14 protein-coding genes are annotated in these 15,537 nt (G+C 56.0%); 8 read left to right on the top strand and 6 right to left on the bottom strand.

The features are described from left to right. Window positions 1-40: 40 nt before the first annotated feature. Entirely contained in the window at window positions 41-442 is a 402-nt protein-coding gene (locus tag VSQ30_RS08765; protein WP_160641263.1) for a BlaI/MecI/CopY family transcriptional regulator, read from the bottom strand. Between the two features lie 278 nt (window positions 443-720). Between VSQ30_RS08765 and VSQ30_RS08760 the strand changes: the two genes are divergently transcribed. From VSQ30_RS08760 to VSQ30_RS08730, 7 genes are all read left to right on the top strand, one after another. Next, a complete protein-coding gene (locus tag VSQ30_RS08760; RefSeq protein ID WP_334463479.1) occupies window positions 721-2,892 on the top strand; it encodes a Tex family protein in 2,172 nt (723 codons plus the stop codon). Between the two features lie 99 nt (window positions 2,893-2,991). Beyond that, window positions 2,992-3,207: a zinc ribbon domain-containing protein gene (locus tag VSQ30_RS08755; protein ID WP_334463477.1), complete on the top strand. Its 216-nt coding sequence runs from the start codon at window positions 2,992-2,994 to the stop codon at window positions 3,205-3,207. 122 nt (window positions 3,208-3,329) lie between these two features. After that, window positions 3,330-4,451, top strand: coding sequence for an N-acetylglucosamine-6-phosphate deacetylase (nagA, locus tag VSQ30_RS08750; protein WP_334463475.1), 1,122 nt, complete (start codon window positions 3,330-3,332; stop codon window positions 4,449-4,451). A gap of 688 nt (window positions 4,452-5,139) precedes the next feature. Continuing rightward, complete coding sequence (locus tag VSQ30_RS08745; protein WP_334463473.1) at window positions 5,140-6,678, top strand: DUF3794 and LysM peptidoglycan-binding domain-containing protein; 1,539 nt, start codon at window positions 5,140-5,142, stop codon at window positions 6,676-6,678. A gap of 18 nt (window positions 6,679-6,696) precedes the next feature. Next, window positions 6,697-8,172: a stage IV sporulation protein A gene (spoIVA, locus tag VSQ30_RS08740; protein WP_334463471.1), complete on the top strand. Its 1,476-nt coding sequence runs from the start codon at window positions 6,697-6,699 to the stop codon at window positions 8,170-8,172. Window positions 8,173-8,175: 3 nt separating this feature from the next. After that, on the top strand, window positions 8,176-8,511 hold the full coding sequence (locus tag VSQ30_RS08735; protein ID WP_334463469.1) for a hypothetical protein: 336 nt from the start codon (window positions 8,176-8,178) through the stop codon (window positions 8,509-8,511). After that, window positions 8,508-9,104, top strand: coding sequence for a hypothetical protein (locus tag VSQ30_RS08730; RefSeq protein WP_334463468.1), 597 nt, complete (start codon window positions 8,508-8,510; stop codon window positions 9,102-9,104). The genes VSQ30_RS08735 and VSQ30_RS08730 overlap by 4 nt, the downstream gene beginning before the upstream one ends. 74 nt (window positions 9,105-9,178) lie before the next feature. On the opposite strand, the gene VSQ30_RS08725 is transcribed toward VSQ30_RS08730, so the two are convergent. Then, window positions 9,179-10,057, bottom strand: a complete 879-nt coding sequence (locus VSQ30_RS08725; protein ID WP_334463466.1) for a hypothetical protein — start codon at window positions 10,055-10,057, stop codon at window positions 9,179-9,181. 166 nt (window positions 10,058-10,223) lie between these two features. After that, on the bottom strand, window positions 10,224-11,579 hold the full coding sequence (locus tag VSQ30_RS08720) for a citrate/2-methylcitrate synthase (RefSeq protein ID WP_334463464.1): 1,356 nt from the start codon (window positions 11,577-11,579) through the stop codon (window positions 10,224-10,226). 205 nt (window positions 11,580-11,784) lie between these two features. On the opposite strand from VSQ30_RS08720, the gene VSQ30_RS08715 reads away from it, so the two are divergent. Then, window positions 11,785-12,882: a SpoIID/LytB domain-containing protein gene (locus VSQ30_RS08715; RefSeq protein ID WP_334463462.1), complete on the top strand. Its 1,098-nt coding sequence runs from the start codon at window positions 11,785-11,787 to the stop codon at window positions 12,880-12,882. Here VSQ30_RS08715 and VSQ30_RS08710 read toward each other — a convergent pair. The 3 genes from VSQ30_RS08710 to VSQ30_RS08700 form a co-directional block, all read right to left on the bottom strand. Continuing rightward, window positions 12,866-13,717 carry a mechanosensitive ion channel family protein gene (locus VSQ30_RS08710; protein WP_334463460.1) on the bottom strand — a complete coding sequence of 284 codons (852 nt, stop codon included), beginning with the start codon at window positions 13,715-13,717 and terminating at the stop codon, window positions 12,866-12,868. The two genes, VSQ30_RS08715 and VSQ30_RS08710, sit on opposite strands and share 17 nt — an antisense overlap. Window positions 13,718-13,792: 75 nt before the next feature. Further along, entirely contained in the window at window positions 13,793-14,359 is a 567-nt protein-coding gene (locus VSQ30_RS08705; protein WP_334463458.1) for a uridine kinase family protein, read from the bottom strand. A 175-nt stretch (window positions 14,360-14,534) separates the two neighbouring features. Next, entirely contained in the window at window positions 14,535-15,410 is an 876-nt protein-coding gene (locus VSQ30_RS08700; RefSeq protein ID WP_334463456.1) for a polysaccharide deacetylase family protein, read from the bottom strand. Between the last annotated feature and the right edge of the window lie 127 nt (window positions 15,411-15,537).

Raw genomic sequence — 15,537 nt, 5'->3', positions numbered from 1 at the left:
GCCATCCCTTTAGAAAGGTGATAGTGCGTTTATACACGTGTTACAGCTTTTTCTTTTTGTTCTGCACCATTTCCTCCAACTGCTGGAGGATCTCCATACTTGTCACTTCCTCCAGCAGGGAGGATACCAGACTGGGAATGGAGTCCTGGCTGAACACGGGGCTGCTTTTTACCTGCATAATGGCGTAAGCATCCGCCGTTACGCTGGGGATAAAGGTACGGGCATAGTTCTTAGTGCTCTGCACGAACCCAGCCACCTCAATAGCTTTTTTCTCCAGCATAGAGTTTAAAAGGATGTGGATGGACGCGGGCTTCCAGGTGCGATCAGGTGTCAGCTCAATGATCTCGGAGCGGGAGAGGGGCCTGTTTTCCTTCCACATCAGGTCCATAATCTCGTTTTCAGATTTGGTCAGCTTGAAATAGGACGTTTTTGTGTTTTTCATACGGAGTACCTTCGCTTTCTTAGGAAACAGGAATTTACGATTTAAATAATCATAGTTGATATTGGATAAATTGTCAAGAAACTTTTGGAAAAAAATTCGATTAAACCTAGGTTTTTTTGAAACAGTACGATACAATTTGTAAAATCTCATAGGTTTTTTCCAGAATGTTGAAAGTCCAGTTTGCATTAATTCATATTTTTTACGATTCTTGTGAAAAGAAATCTTGGACATAAGATATAATATATTTGTACTTTTTTCAAACAGAAAGGAACCTGCCAATGGATTTGCTGCTTACCACACTTGCACAGGAACTGCACGTAAAGCCCCAGCATGTACAGGCCGTTGTCTCCCTGCTGGACGAGGGCAACACAGTGCCTTTTATCGCCCGCTACCGCAAAGAACAGCATGGCGCTATGGATGATCAGACCATCCGGCTGCTTTCCGACAGGCTCAGTTACCTGCGGGGGCTGGAGGCCCGGAAAGGGGAGGTGCTCGCTGCCATTGAGGGCCAGGACAGGCTGACGGAGGATCTAGCCCAGGCAGTCCAGAAGGCCAGCACCCTGGCGGAGGTGGAGGATTTATACCGCCCCTACAGGCCCAAGCGCCGCACTCGGGCTGGCATTGCCCGGGAAAAAGGCCTGGAGCCTTTGGCCCAGTTGCTGCTTGCCGGGAAGGATGAAAAAGGCAGGCCCCTCTCCCTCCCTGCGGAAGAGCTGTGCGGCCCGTTTATAGATCCGGATAAAGGGGTGGAGACGGCGCAGGAGGCGTTGCAAGGCGCGCGGGACATCCTTGCCGAGGGTTTTTCCGATGATGCAGGCATCCGGCGCAGGCTGCGGGCGCAGTTACAGAAAAATGGCAGCCTCTGCTCTGCCGCCGCCTCAGAAGAAGATACAGTCTACAGGCTCTATTACGATTTTCAGGAGCCGCTGAAAAAGCTGCAGAGCCACCGGGTGCTTGCCATCAACCGGGGGGAGCGGGAGGGTGCCTTGAAGGTACACGTGCAGCCTGGAAGCTGGGACGCGCCAGGGCTTATCCTCCAGGAGGCGGCAAAGCCCCAGCATCCCTATTATGCCCTTTTGCAGGAGACGGCGGAAGATGCCTGGGACAGGCTGGTTTTTCCCTCTTTAGAGCGGGAGGTGCGGTCTGATCTCACAGATATGGCGAACGAGCAGGCCATCCGCACCTTTTCCCTGAACCTGCGGCCCCTGCTGATGCAGCCCCCGGTGAAAAATCAGGTTACCCTGGGCTTTGACCCCGCCTATCGCACAGGCTGCAAGCTGGCTGTAGTGGACGGCACCGGCAAGGTGCTGGAGACAGCGGTGATTTATCCCACCAAGCCCCATAACAAAACAGAGGAAGGCAAGCGGGTGCTGCGCAGGCTGTGTGACCGCCACGGCGTTTCCTGCATCGCTATTGGCAACGGCACTGCCAGCCGGGAGTCGGAAATCTTTGTCAGTGAGTTTATCAAGGAGTATGGGGGGAAGGTTTCTTATATGGTGGTCAGCGAGGCCGGGGCCTCGGTATATTCTGCCTCCAAGCTGGGGGCGGAAGAGTTCCCGGACTTTGACGTGTCCCTGCGTTCGGCGGTGTCCATTGCCCGCCGCTTGCAGGATCCCCTGGCGGAACTTGTGAAAATTGATCCCAAGGCCATCGGCGTGGGCCAATACCAGCATGATATGCCCCAGGCCCAGCTTTCCCAGGCTTTGGATGGGGTGGTGGAGGACTGTGTAAACGCGGTGGGGGTGGACTTGAACACAGCTTCGCCCTCCCTGCTGAGCCGGGTGGCAGGGGTAAGCGCTGCGGTGGCAAAAAACGTCACCGCTTACCGGGAGGAAAAAGGCAGCTTCCGTACCCGCCGGGAGCTTTTGAAGGTGCCAAAGCTTGGCCCCAAGGCCTTTGAGCAGTGTGCGGGTTTTTTGCGGGTGCCGGAAAGCGAGAACGTGCTGGATCATACGGCGGTTCACCCGGAATCTTACAAGGCAGCGGAAATGCTTCTAAAGCTGTGCGGTTATGGGCTGAAGGATGTGGGCAGCCTTACAGAACTGGACAGCCGGTTGGGGGAACTGGGTCTGGAAAAGGCAGCCCAGGCCTGCGGGGTGGGGGTGCCCACCCTGCGGGACATCTGCGCAGAGCTGCAAAAACCGGGACGGGATCCCCGGGACGAGCTGCCCCCTCCGCTGCTGCGTACAGATGTAATGGGCATGGAAGATTTATCTCCTGGCATGCAGCTTATGGGCACAGTGCGAAACGTGGTAGATTTTGGCGCCTTTGTGGACATCGGCGTGCACCAGGACGGCCTGGTGCATGTCTCCCAGCTTACAGACCGGTTTATCCGCCACCCCTCCGAGGCTGTAGCGGTAGGAGATGTGGTAGAAGTATGGGTGCTGGAGGTGGATGCGGGCCGGGGGCGCATTTCCCTTACCATGAAGCCGCCAAAGGCTAAGGCGTAAGATTTTCGTAAGGAAAAGGCTGTGTTTTTATGGAGGTTTTTCCTGTATGCTTTGGAATAGCCAGGGTATGGCGAATCCACAATAAAAAGGGGAATCTTTATGGAACAGAGAAGGCAGTATATCTGCCCTAAATGCGGCTGCCAGCAGTTTGAAAGCGATCAGTTTCAGGCCACAGGGGGCAATTTTGCCAAGATCTTTGACGTACAGAACAAGAAGTTTACCACCATCACCTGCTGCCAGTGCGGATATACTGAGCTGTATAAATCCCAAGGCTCTACTGGCTGGGATATACTGGATTTCCTGATAGGAAATTAAGGCAGGGGATGTAAGAGAAAGGGCAGTTCGTGTGAAAAATACAGAGAAAGGAACGATACCGGGCACAAAAGGCTGATAATTCCTCTCTTTTTGTGCGAATCCTGTATCGCATGGCGATTTTCATGTTTCTCATAAATGCAGCGTACTATGATAAGAACTTTCAGCTTGCCCGGGGGGATATTGAGATAGAAAACGGGCGCATCCGACAGGTGGGGGAGAAGCTTCCCTACACCCAGAAGGATTTGGCTGTAGACTGCCAGGGCTACACCATCGTCCCCGGCTTTGTGGATATCCATATCCATGGCTGCAATGGCGCGGACGCCTGCGACGGCACCCGGGAGTCCCTGGATATTATGGCGAAATTCCTCCTCCAGCATGGAGTAACCTCCTTCTGCCCCACCACCATGACCACCGGGGAAGAGGTTATCCAAAAGGCCCTCCTTGCCGCAAAGGAATGTGCCGATAGGCCTTCGGAGGACGGGGCAAGGGTTGTGGGCGTGAACATGGAAGGGCCTTTCATTTCTGTGGAAAAGAAGGGCGCCCAGAAGGCAGAGTACATTGTGCCTCCAGACTTTTCCCTGTTCGAGAAATATTTTGAACGGAGCGGCGGCCTTGTGCGGCTGGTGGACATTGCCCCAGAGCAGCCAGGGGGATATGACTTTGCCCAAAAGGCCAGCAGGCTGTGTACGGTTTCCATTGCCCACACCACAGCAGGCTTTGACGAAGCCAAGACTGCTTTTGACAGCGGCGTTACCCATGCCACCCATCTTTTTAACGCCATGTCCGGCTTGAGCCACCGGGCCCCCGGGGTGGTAGGGGCTGTTTTGGCTGATTCCCGGGTGCGTGCAGAGCTTATCTGTGACGGCATACACATCCACCCGGCTGTCCTGCAAACAGCCTTCCAGGTTTTAGGGAAGCGGGCCATTGTGATAAGCGATTCCATGCGGGCCAACGGCATGCCGGAGGGAGAGCCTTTTGACCTGGGGGGCCAGCAGGTTACAGTGCATGATGGCAAGGCAGTGCTGGCAGACGGCACCATTGCAGGGTCAGTGGCAAACCTCCACCAGGAGGTAAAGAACCTGGTTTCCTGGGGCATTCCCCTGGGGCAGGCCCTGGAGGCCGCCACGCTGTCTCCGGCAAAGGCCATTGGGCTGGAAAAGGAAATCGGCAGCATAGAGCCGGGCAAACGGGCAGACCTGGTGGTTTTAGACAAAGATTTGGAAATCGTGGGGGTATACCACTGAAGCTTCTTCTATAAAAAAGGCTGTGCGCTTGCATGGCCTTTTTTGTTTGGTAACACTTTTTTCCCAGGCTGTATATACTGGTAGGGAAAGCCCGGAAAGCGACGGCGGGCGGGGAAGGAGGATGGATATGCAAAAGCCGTGTTTTCAGAATTCCTGCTTTAAAAACTACCAGTGCAGGTGTATGTGTACGGTATGCTTTGGGCTGGGGATGTCCCTTTCCTGCTTTTGCCCCACAGGACTGACGCTGTTTTTCTGCGCGGTTATCCTGGTAGCGCTGGGTATTTCATTATTACGTCACTGACGGGAGGCGCTTTGGTATGAAAGTAGTGGTATTGGAAAAGCGGAAGGGTTTCTGGGGGTTCTTTTTGCGGAAGATGTACGGGATACGGAAGGTGACGGAAGCTTAGAACCTGTATTCATAATCGAAATTGCCGGATGGGCGAGAATTTTTGGGGCCAAACAAGGCAAATTTCCGCAGACATGCTGGCGCATGGCAAGAAAATTTGACACAGAGTGGCTCCCAAAAGACCGCTTAGACGGTGGTTACAGGTTGTGAATACAGATTCTTAAAGCCTTTTTGAACATATCCCTTGCCGGGGCGCGCCCCGGCAGGGGATTTTTTGTGTGGGCATATTTGGGGACTGCCTGCATACATATGGGAATAGAAAGGCAAAGGAGAGGATACTGTATGCAGGCTAAAACCAAGACTGTGCCCTATGAATTTTTTGACCCCGTATATAGCGGGAGCTGCGAAACGCCGATAGATACGGAGTTTAACCTGCCGGACTACTGCCCGGATATACAAAAGCTCTTGAAGTGCCGGGCAGTGCCGGAGGTATCATCCTACATGATTTCCGGGGATACGCTGACTGTGGACGGCGTGATGGACGTGCGGGTGCTATACCTGGACGGGAAGGGAGACTGCGTGCGCTGCGCGGAGTTCACAAAGGAGTTCACCCAAAGCGTGAAGCTGAAATCGGCGGAAGAAAAGGCGGTTGCCTGTGTGCAGGCCTCTGTCCTGCACATGACCTGCCGGGCGGTAAGCGCCAGACGGATAGATCTGCATGCGGCCGTTTCCTTGCAAATTCTGGCGGTGGTGCAGAAAAAAGAGCGGGTCACCACAGATTTGGAGGAGGAATCTATTGAGAAGCGGGGCCGCGCGTTCCCAGCCCACCAGGCTGTGAACGCGGTGTGCCACCAGTTCACCATTGAGGATCACCTGCCTCTGAAAAATGGCAAGCCCCCCATTGAGAGCATTCTGCGCCGGGACGTATGCTGCCGGATAACGGAAAGCCGTCTTTCCGAGGAGCGGCTGACCGTCAGCGGCGTGGCAGACGTGGCGTTCCTGTATGCCTCTGCCATGGACAACACTGTGCTGGAGAAAATGACAGCCTCTGTCGACTTCAGCCAGATCATTGACTGCGCCGGGGCAGAGGAAGGGTGCGTCTGCGATTTGCGGGTGGTTACCGGGGAATGCAGCCTTACGCCCAAGGAGGATGACGTGGGGGAGAATACCGGGGTGAGCGTGGTTGTCAAGGTGTTCCTGCTGGCATTTCTCTATAAGGCCTGCGAGGTGGAGATGATAGATGACGCCTATTCGGTAGACTGCCCCCTGGAGCTGCGTTACAGCCAGAGCGCTTTCACCCAGATACACGGCGTGCATACCGAGGTGCTGAAAAAGAAGTGCAGCCTTCAGGTAAGCGGGGAGGAAATTACAAAGGTGCTGGATCTGTGGTGCCAGCAGGACAGCGTGCAGTCTGCCTGCGATAAGGGGAAGCTTACCTACCGGGTGAAATATACCATGTGCCTGCTGTATGGCAATAGCCAGGGCCGCATCCTCTATGTGGAGAAACAGTTTGACCACACCTTCACCACAGAGCTTTCAGATATGGAACCAGGCAAGAGCCAGACAAGCGCCCATACAGATGTGTGGGAATACCGCATTACAGATAAAAACACCGTGGAGATTTCGGCAGAGACTGCGGCCACCACCCTGCTGTACAGTGCCCATACGGTGAAATACCTAGTGAGCGCGGGCAGCGACGAAAACGCCCCTGGCTTTGAAAAGCGGTCGCGCTTCCTGCTCTACTATGCCCAGGCAGGGGAAAAGCTGTGGGACATTGCCAAAAGCCGCCGGGCGCGGCTGGGGGATCTGCGCGCCCAGAACGATCTGTATGAAGATACGGTGCCGGAGGCCCGGGCGCTGATTATCACCAACAAGGGCTGAGAGGGGGGGCTAAAGCTTATGGAAGGATTTAACGTTTATAAAGACATACAGGATCGCACAGGCGGGGAAATATACATCGGCGTGGTAGGCCCGGTGCGCACCGGGAAATCCACCTTCATCAAAAAATTCATGGACACAGTGGTGATTCCCAACATCCCTGACGGGCTGCAGCGGGAACGGGCGGTGGATGAGCTGCCCCAGTCGGCGGCGGGGCGCACCATCATGACCACAGAACCGAAGTTTATCCCGGAACAGGCGGTGCAGGTGCAGATTGATGAGGACGCCATGTTCCATGTGCGCATGATCGACTGCGTGGGATACATTGTGCCCAGCGCCATCGGATACATAGAGGAGGATCAGCCTCGGATGGTGCGCACCCCCTGGTTCGAGGAAGCTATCCCCTTTAACATGGCGGCAGAGCTGGGCACTAAGAAGGTGATTACCGAGCACTCCACCATCGGGCTGGTGATCACCACAGACGGCTCCATCAGCGACATCCCCCGGGAGGAATATGAGGAAGCGGAAGAGCGGGTGATTGACGAGCTGCGCCAGACCCAGCGGCCCTTTGTCATGCTTTTAAACTGCGTAGAGCCAGAAACCACCCATGCCAGGGGCCTTGCCGCCGGGCTTTCAGAAAAGTATGGGGTGCCGGTGCTGCCCGTAAGCTGTGCGGAGATAACCGAGCAGGGCATTAAGGATATCCTCGCAAGCCTTTTGTATCAGTTCCCGGTGCGGGAGGTGGAACTGGAGGTGCCCGGCTGGGTAACAGCTCTGGAGCCTACCCACTGGCTTTATACGTCCCTGCTGGAAACCCTGCGGGGGGTCAGCAAAATCAGCCGCATGTGTGAGGTGAAGGGCCTTCTGGAGGCAGTAAAAACCTGCGAGTACGTGCAGCAGGTGGACGTGGGTGCCATAGACTTGGGCAGCGGGCGCAGCAGGGCGCAGCTTAGGCTTGGTTCCGGGCTTTTCTACCGGGTGTTAAGCGAAAAGACAGAGCTGGACATCCAGGACGAATCCCAGCTTCTGTCCACCCTGCTGGAAATGACCCAGATCAAAAAGACTTTCCAGAAGCTGCGGCAGGCCTATGATGACGTGCTGGAAACAGGCTATGGCATTGTCATGCCAGAGGTGGAGGAGCTTACCCTGGAGGAGCCGCAAATCCTGAAACAGAACGGCAAATATGGCATCCGCCTGAAGGCCACAGCCCCCTCCATCCACATGATGAAAACCCAGATCAATACAGAGATCACCCCCATTGTGGGCAGCGAGCAGCAGTCGGAAGAGCTGGTGCTGTATCTCCTAAAAGAATTCGAGGAAAACCCGGTGAAAATCTGGGAGTCCAATATCTTCGGCAAATCCCTGCACTCCCTGGTAAACGAGGGTATGCACAATAAGCTGTACCGTATGCCTGCAGACGCCCGGGAAAAGGTGCGGGAAACTATCGAGCGCATTATCAACGACGGATGCTCAGGCCTTCTGTGCATCATCCTATAGCCTATGCAGCAGTGGGATGATCTGGAGGAAATTGACCTGCTGGGAGAGGAAGAGGCAGGGGAAGGGGAGGAGCCTTATCAGGCGCCTCAGGCAGGGGGGAGCCTGAGCACAGTGCCCCTGCTGCAGGCACTGGTGTGCGTGCTGGCCTTTATAGGGCTTCTATATTTGCGGCATACCGGGCACCCGGCCTATGGGGAAATCCGGGAGCAATACCGCCGGGAAGCGGCCCAGGAAATGGAACTGCCTCGCTGGGAAGGGGGCGCGCCTATCCGCAGTGCGACTCCTGCTCCCACAGAAAGCCCGGCAGTCCTGCCAGAGGCGGAGGCCCAAAGGCTGTGAGCTTCCAGGCAAGGCTTTGGGGCTGCCAGGTTGAGGCGAGGGTTTCCTGCTTTATGCTGGGGGCCTTCGCCTGCCTGTTTATGGGGCGGCAGGCCCCCGCCGTGCTGCTGGCTATGATTTTCCACGAAGGGGGGCATTTGCTGGCTATGGCGGCCCTGGGCGCTGCCCCCCGGCAGATAACGCTTTCCGCCATGGGATGCCGCATGGTACTGCCGGATGGGGCAGGGCTCGAAGGGCTGGCAGGCGCTGCGGTTTCCCTGGCAGGGCCTGCCGCAAATCTTATGGGGTTCCTTTTCTGCCTGCTGGCACAGGCTCAAACAGCGCCCTTTGCCCTGGCAAGCCTTTCCCTTGGGGCTTTGCACCTGCTGCCCATTGAGCCTTTGGACGGGGGGCTGGCCCTGCGCCGCCTGCTGGAAACCCGCCTTTCCCTAGGCCGGGCGGAGCGGGTGTGCCGCTTTGCCGCCGCCGCACTGCTGCTTCCCCTGTGGGTGCTGGGCTTCTGGGTTTTGCTGCGCACCCGGTATAACTACACCCTTCTGGCCCTTGCCCTGTATCTTATGCTCTATCTGGTGCTGGGGAAGGATTATAGCTGAACCTACTATGGGAAAAGGAATGTGCAATAAGCAGAACCCCCGCCGGGAAAAGGCGGGGGCTGCTTTATGCAATTTCAGTTTGGTTTAAACCGGCGTTCCTCCTTGGAACTTTCTGCCGGCATGCGCCGCAGGCTGTACTTGCGGAAGGTGATGAGGAAAGCCAAGACAAACAGGGAGACGCTCAAGCTGGAAAGCTGGATGGAGGCAGGTGCCTCTCCTGTATAAGTGCGGCCCAGGGGCATTAGGGCCAGGTTTGAAAAGCAGTAGGTTACAGTCAGCACCACCGCCAGGCCGCCGGAGACAAAGGCCCGTTTAGCCGCGCCCTCCTCGTCCACCCCGGCAAAAAGCTTGCACAGGTAAAACAGGCTCAGCAGCAAAGCGGCGCAGCTTATGACGGAGAAGAAGTTTTCCACAAAAGAGGAGGACTTGGCGTAAAACACATAAGCCAGTATCAGGTTCAGAATGCCCCAGGCCACTGCCGCCAGATACAGCAGGGGAACCCGCTCCAGGTTCCGTTTCCCGACGAAGAAACCTGCCGCCATATAAAGCTGAACAAAGCCGAAGAGGAGGGATGCCAGCAAATAGGCCACGTGAATCATCCACTGGTTGGAGAATTCGTAAACAGCCATGCCGGTTTGCAGGGCGCGCAGATACACAGTAAGCTGCAAAACCCCGGATACAATCAGCACCAGCCCGGAGAAAATGGCGGCACATCCTGCCAGCGCGTTGCGCCGGGGCACATACGGCCCGAAATACCGCCGGGATTTAAAGCACATCACGCCGGAAAGTAGCGCCGCCAGCAGGGGCAAACCCAGGCTGCAAAAGGCCACCACGCCGCCATCGGTATAAAATCCTGTGATATAGTCGTAAAAATACAGCATCTGCACCACGCGCAGCACAACCCCCGCGCCAAATCCCACACAGAGCACCTTTAAAGCATTGCCAACATTCATGCGTTAAACCTCTTCTTTTAAATTGCGCCCTGCCAGGGCGCTGTCTTGCGCTGCCAGCCCTCTATAAAAGCGGCAGGCAGGCTGAGGCTATTATACCACTTTTCTCCAGACGGCACAAGCATAATCCGCCCTTCGCCGCCATAGCTTTTATAGGAAGGGGACGGGCCTACCGCTCTCCCAGAGGTTTATAAGCCTGCCGCACAGGAAGCGCCCGGTAGGCGGGGCGCATAATCCGCCCGCCAGTGGTCAGTTCTTCAATACGGTGGGCACACCATCCGGCAATGCGGGACACAGCAAACATAGGGGTGAACAAATCCTCCGGTATGCCCAGCATTTCATACACCAGGCCGGAATAGAAGTCCACATTGGCGCAGATGACCTTTTCTTTTTTCGTCACGTTATAGAACACCTGAGGGGAAAGCCTTTCAATCAGCTCGTAAAGAGCCAGCTTTTTGTCAAAGCCTTTTTCCTTTGCCAGCCCCCTGGCCTTTTCCTTGAGGATAACAGCCCGGGGATCGGACAAGGTGTAGATGGCGTGGCCCATGCCGTAGATAAGGCCGCTGCCATCGGCAGCCTCCCCGCGCAGAATCTTTTCCAGATAACGGCACACTTCCTCCTCGTCAGCCCAGTCCTTCACATGCGCCATAATATCGTCCATCATCATGCGCACCCGGTGGTTGGCGCCGCCATGGCGGAAGCCTTTTAAAGAGCCAACTGCCGCGCCGATGGCTGAATAAATGTCCGTCCCGGCGGAGGTGAGCACCCGGGTGGTAAAGGTGGAGTTGTTGCCGCCGCCATGCTCGGCGTGGAGCACCATGCACAAATCCAGCAGCCGGGCCTCTTCCCGGGTGAAAGCCTTATCCGGGCGCAGGGCATTTAAAATGGCTTCGGCAGTGCAGTGGCCCGGCTCGTAGGGGTGGAAAAACATGCTTTCCCGGTCAAAATGGCGGCGTTTCACCTGATAAGCGTAGGACATGATGGAGGGCATACGGGCAATCAGGGCAATGCTCTGGCGCATATTGTTCTCCAGAGACTGATCGTCCGGGTTGTCATCGTAAGAGTACAGGGCCAGCACAGAGCGGGCCAGTTTGTTCATGATGTTCTTGGAGGGGGCTTTGATAATCATGTCCTCCGGGAAATATTCCGGCAGCTCCCGGTTGTCATAGAGCAGGCTGCACATGCGGTCAAACTGCTTCTTTGTGGGAAGCTTTCCGAAAATCAGCAGCCAGGCCACCTCCTCAAAGCCAAAGCGATCCTCCTGCTCGCAGCCTGCCGCAATGTCCTCCACGCTGATGCCCCGGTACGTAAGCCGCCCCTTATCGGGCACCTTGTCCCCGTCGTCAATAAGATAGCCATGGACATTGCATACGTGGGTCAACCCAGCCATCACGCCAGTGCCGTCCTCATTGCGCAGGCCGCGCTTCACCCGGTGCCGGGTGTATTCCTCCTTTGAAATGGTGTTGTTGCGCCGGTATTCCTCACACAGCTCCTGCATAGCTGTTTTGCTGTTTATCTCCTGCATCCAAAACCTCTCCTTCCACAGCTCGTTTCCTGTACCTGTTGTCCTCTTATTCTAACGTGAACCGGGAGGGAAGTCAACTGCTTTTGCAATTTGAAACTGCTTAGTATGCAAATTTTATAGGAATTTCCGAATTTGACAAGGGGTAAACCCGTATATTTTGAAGGATTTCCTATCGAAAAGTGTAAAATAAAAGGAGCGTGCCGTTATGAAAGGTTTCCACAGGCCAGGCATCGGCCTTGTGCTGGTGTTCCTGCTGCTATACGTTGTATACACCTTTGCGCCTGCCCTGCTGTATAATATGGCAGAAAAAAAAGCGGGCGCGCTTTCTCCTGCGGATAGTGCGCCCGTTCCGTCTCCCAGCCCGGAAGCAGAAAGCGCGCCTCCTGTCCCTGCGGAAAGCCTGCTGCCAAATTTTTTAGAGGGCGCCGCCCTGCCCGGCAGGGAAGAGGAAGAAAGCTTCACCCTGTATGATGTAGCGACGGAACAGGTGTTTACCGTGCCTGCGGAGGACTTCTTGGCGGCGGCAGTTGCCTGCGAGATGGATCTTTCCAGCCCGCCGGAAGCTCTGAAAGCCCAAGCTGTGGCGGCCTACACCTACTATACCCGCCAGAAGGGCAGCGGGCAGGTAAAAGGGGCAGACTTTGCCTGCGACAGCGAAAACTGGCTGGTCTATGTGCCCCAAAGCGCCATGCAGGAGAGGTGGGGGGAGGATTACGAAGCAAACCTCTCCCTGCTCCAGGACATTGTGGGAGAGGTGCGGGGGCAGATGCTCACCTGGCAGGGAAAGCCTGCCCTCACAACGTATTTTGCCATTTCCTCCGGCAGTACGGAAGCGGCGGCCAATGTGTGGGATCCCGGTGCGGCGGAATCCTGCCCCTATCTCCAGCCTGTGGCAAGCCCCGGCGACCAGCTTAGCGACGGCTATTACAGCACCAGCTCTTTCACGGTGGAGCAGTTCCAGGAAGCGGCCCTGAGCTACTTTACAGAAGCGGCGCTGGACTTTTCCGGCCCGGCGGAGAGCTGGCTGGCAGATTTGGAATATACTGCCTCTGGTACAGTTAAAACGGCCCTGCTGGGAGGCGTGAAGGTGTCCGGAGGGGATTTGCGCAGCGCCTTCTCCCTGCGCAGCGCCTGTTTCTCCCTGTCTGCCGGGGAGGATGGCTTCACCTTCACTGTCCGGGGCTGGGGCCATGGGGTGGGCATGAGCCAAGCGGGAGCGGTTTTCCTGGCAAAGCAGGGCGCGGATTACAAAGAGATACTGGCACACTATTATCCCGGCACCGTCCTCACTTCTCCGGCCTGATATGCACGTCCATCTGAGGAAAGGGGATTTCCACCCCAGCCTTGTCAAAGGCCTCCTTCACTTTTTCCTGCATGGAATAAAATAAGTTCCAATATTCCTCCTGTTTGCACCACACCTTCATTACCAGGGTGACAGCACTTTCCTGCCACTGGCCCACTGCGATAACCGGGGCCGGATCCGGCAGCACCCGGGAATCCCTTCCGGCAAGCTCCTCCAGCAAAGACTTGGCAAGGGCTAAATCCGCCTGATAGGAGATGCCATAGCTTAAATCCAGCCTGCGGGTGCCGTTGCTGGTAAAGTTCACCACAATGCTGCTGGTCATCTTGGAGTTTGGCACCACCACCTCCTTGTTGTCAAAGGTAGCCAGGATGGTGTACAGCACCTCAATGCGTTTGACAGTGCCTTCGTGGCCCTCAAAGGAAAGGTAATCCCCCATTTTGAAAGGCCGGGTAAAAATAATCTGCATGCCGCTGACAAAGTTTGAAAGGCTTCCCTGCAGGGCAAAGCTGGCGGTCAGCCCGGCAGCGCCCAGGGCGGCAATCAGGGAGGTAATGTCCACCTGAAGCTGGGCCACCGCGCTGACCCCTGCCACCAGCAGCACCAGCCCTTTCACCACAGACCCGGTAAAGCTAGCAGCCAGGGGATCCATAGGGCCTTTTGCCATAGCTTTTTTCGTCAGCTTTCCCGCAAGCCGGGCCAGCCACCAGCCGCACAGCAGGATAAGCGCTGCTGCCAGCAGGTTCCATGCAAAGCCTGTGGCCCAGCTCCCAAGCCTGCTGGAAAAATCTTCCCATGCCATTTTCATGTTCCATGCGGCATCCATATAAATCGCCATACGATACAGGCTGCGCACAAAAAGGGCTGAAGCCCCTGCGCCTGGTATCGTTCCTTTCTTCATGTTTTGGTTTGTTTATGCCCCGGCCTTTTGGTGCAGAAACGCCGCCAGCAGCCCGTTTGCCAAGGAGGAAGGGGAGGAGCCGTTTAAAATCAGGTCGGCCCGCCACTTGGTGGGTTCAATATACTGCTGGTGGCGGTAGCGCACCATGTCCAGGTACACCCCGGCAATCTCCTCGAAAGAAAGCCCCCGCTCCGCCATATTCCGGCGCAGCCGACGCACAATGCGCTCGTCAGCCTGGCAGTCGATAAATACTTTTAGATCAAGCTGTTCGTACAGCCAGTCATACCATAAGGCGAAAAGCCCTTCCACCAGCACAAGCTGGAAATCCTCCTCCATGGCCTGGGACAAATCCTCCCGGAGCTTGCCGGCATAGATGGTTTCCGGACAGTTGTCATCATAATATATGTTTCCAGTAACAGGGGCTGTAGCCTTGGGACGCACGCTGTCAGGCTTAAAGTATTCGTCCATGTGGAACACCTTCACCTGCAGATCCCCCAGTTCTCCCTCCAGCCACCGGGCCAGGGTGGATTTCCCGCTGGCAGTGCCTCCGCTGATACCGACTACATAAGGCCGTTTCATGCAGATCTCTCCTTGTGAAAATACTTTTTCCCATTGTATCACAGGGGGCGGCAGTTTGCAATCTATAAAAGAAAGACAGGCTGCCCGCTGCTGGGCCGCCTGCCTTTTGCGTATGTTTTGCCTGCTCCTGAAAGGGATGTGGAAGGAGCAGCTTTTCCGGTTCTTTCGTTCGTGTTTACGGCTCCAGAAAATATACAGGGCCTTGAGGGTTATCTGGGGAATCTCCCAGCAGGGCAGCTTCTAAATCCCCAAAGCTGTAGCCCATTTCCTCCCACTTAGTGAGCAGTTCGTCCAGGATTTCCCCGTTGGTGCGGGAGGTGCTGTGCAGCAGCACCACAGCCCCCGGATGCACCCGGGGCAGCAGCTTCTGGAAGGCTTCCTCCCGGGAGGGCTGGTCGTTTTCATACCAGTCCACATAGGCGAGGCTCCAGAACACGGTGTGATACCCCAGGGCCTTTGCCATTTCCAGATTGCTTTCGCAGAATTTTCCCTGGGGCGGGCGGTAGAGCTTGGGCATTTCCTTCCCGGTAATATCCTTATAGAGAGCGGCGTTCTTTTCCAGCTCCTCCCGGAAGGCGCTTTCCTCCGCAATGGCAGACATGTCCGGATGGCTGTAGGTATGGTTGCCAATGGTGTGGCCCTCCTCCGCCATGCGCCGCACTAAGTCCGGCTGGGTTTCAAAATAATTCCCCACCAGGAAAAAGGTGGCCTTCACTCCATGCTTTTTCAAAGCGTCCAGGATAGGGGAGGTGTTGCCGTTTTCAAAACCCGCGTCAAAGGTGATATACAGCACCTTCTCTTCTGTGGGCATACAGTACAGGCTGTCATATTCCCCCAGGAAATCGCTGCCCGCGTTGCCCACAGGCGGCTCCCCCTCCTGCTGGAAGCTGAGTCCCCAGTTGGTTATTTCCCCGGATGCCGCCGCCGACGCGAACACCGCCCCGCCGTTTTTCTTTGCCGCCCACAGCACCAAAGCGCACACTCCGGCTATCACCAGCAGGGATAAGAGCGGCGCCCATATCCGTTTCATCACATTTTCCATGCGTTCCATAGCTTTCTCCTCTCTTTCCGCTGCCTCCGTCTGCAAAAACGCCCGGCCAGGAGGATATGCGGAGGATAGCCCTGGAGCTTTGGACAGTATTCCGCCTGGGGCACTTGCAATGGGGGACAAAATACTG

The organism is Acutalibacter sp. JLR.KK004 (genome assembly GCF_036941085.1).
In the GTDB taxonomy this organism is placed as follows: Bacteria; Bacillota; Clostridia; order Oscillospirales; family Acutalibacteraceae; genus Acutalibacter.
This window is presented reverse-complemented; position numbering and strand designations above follow the sequence as displayed.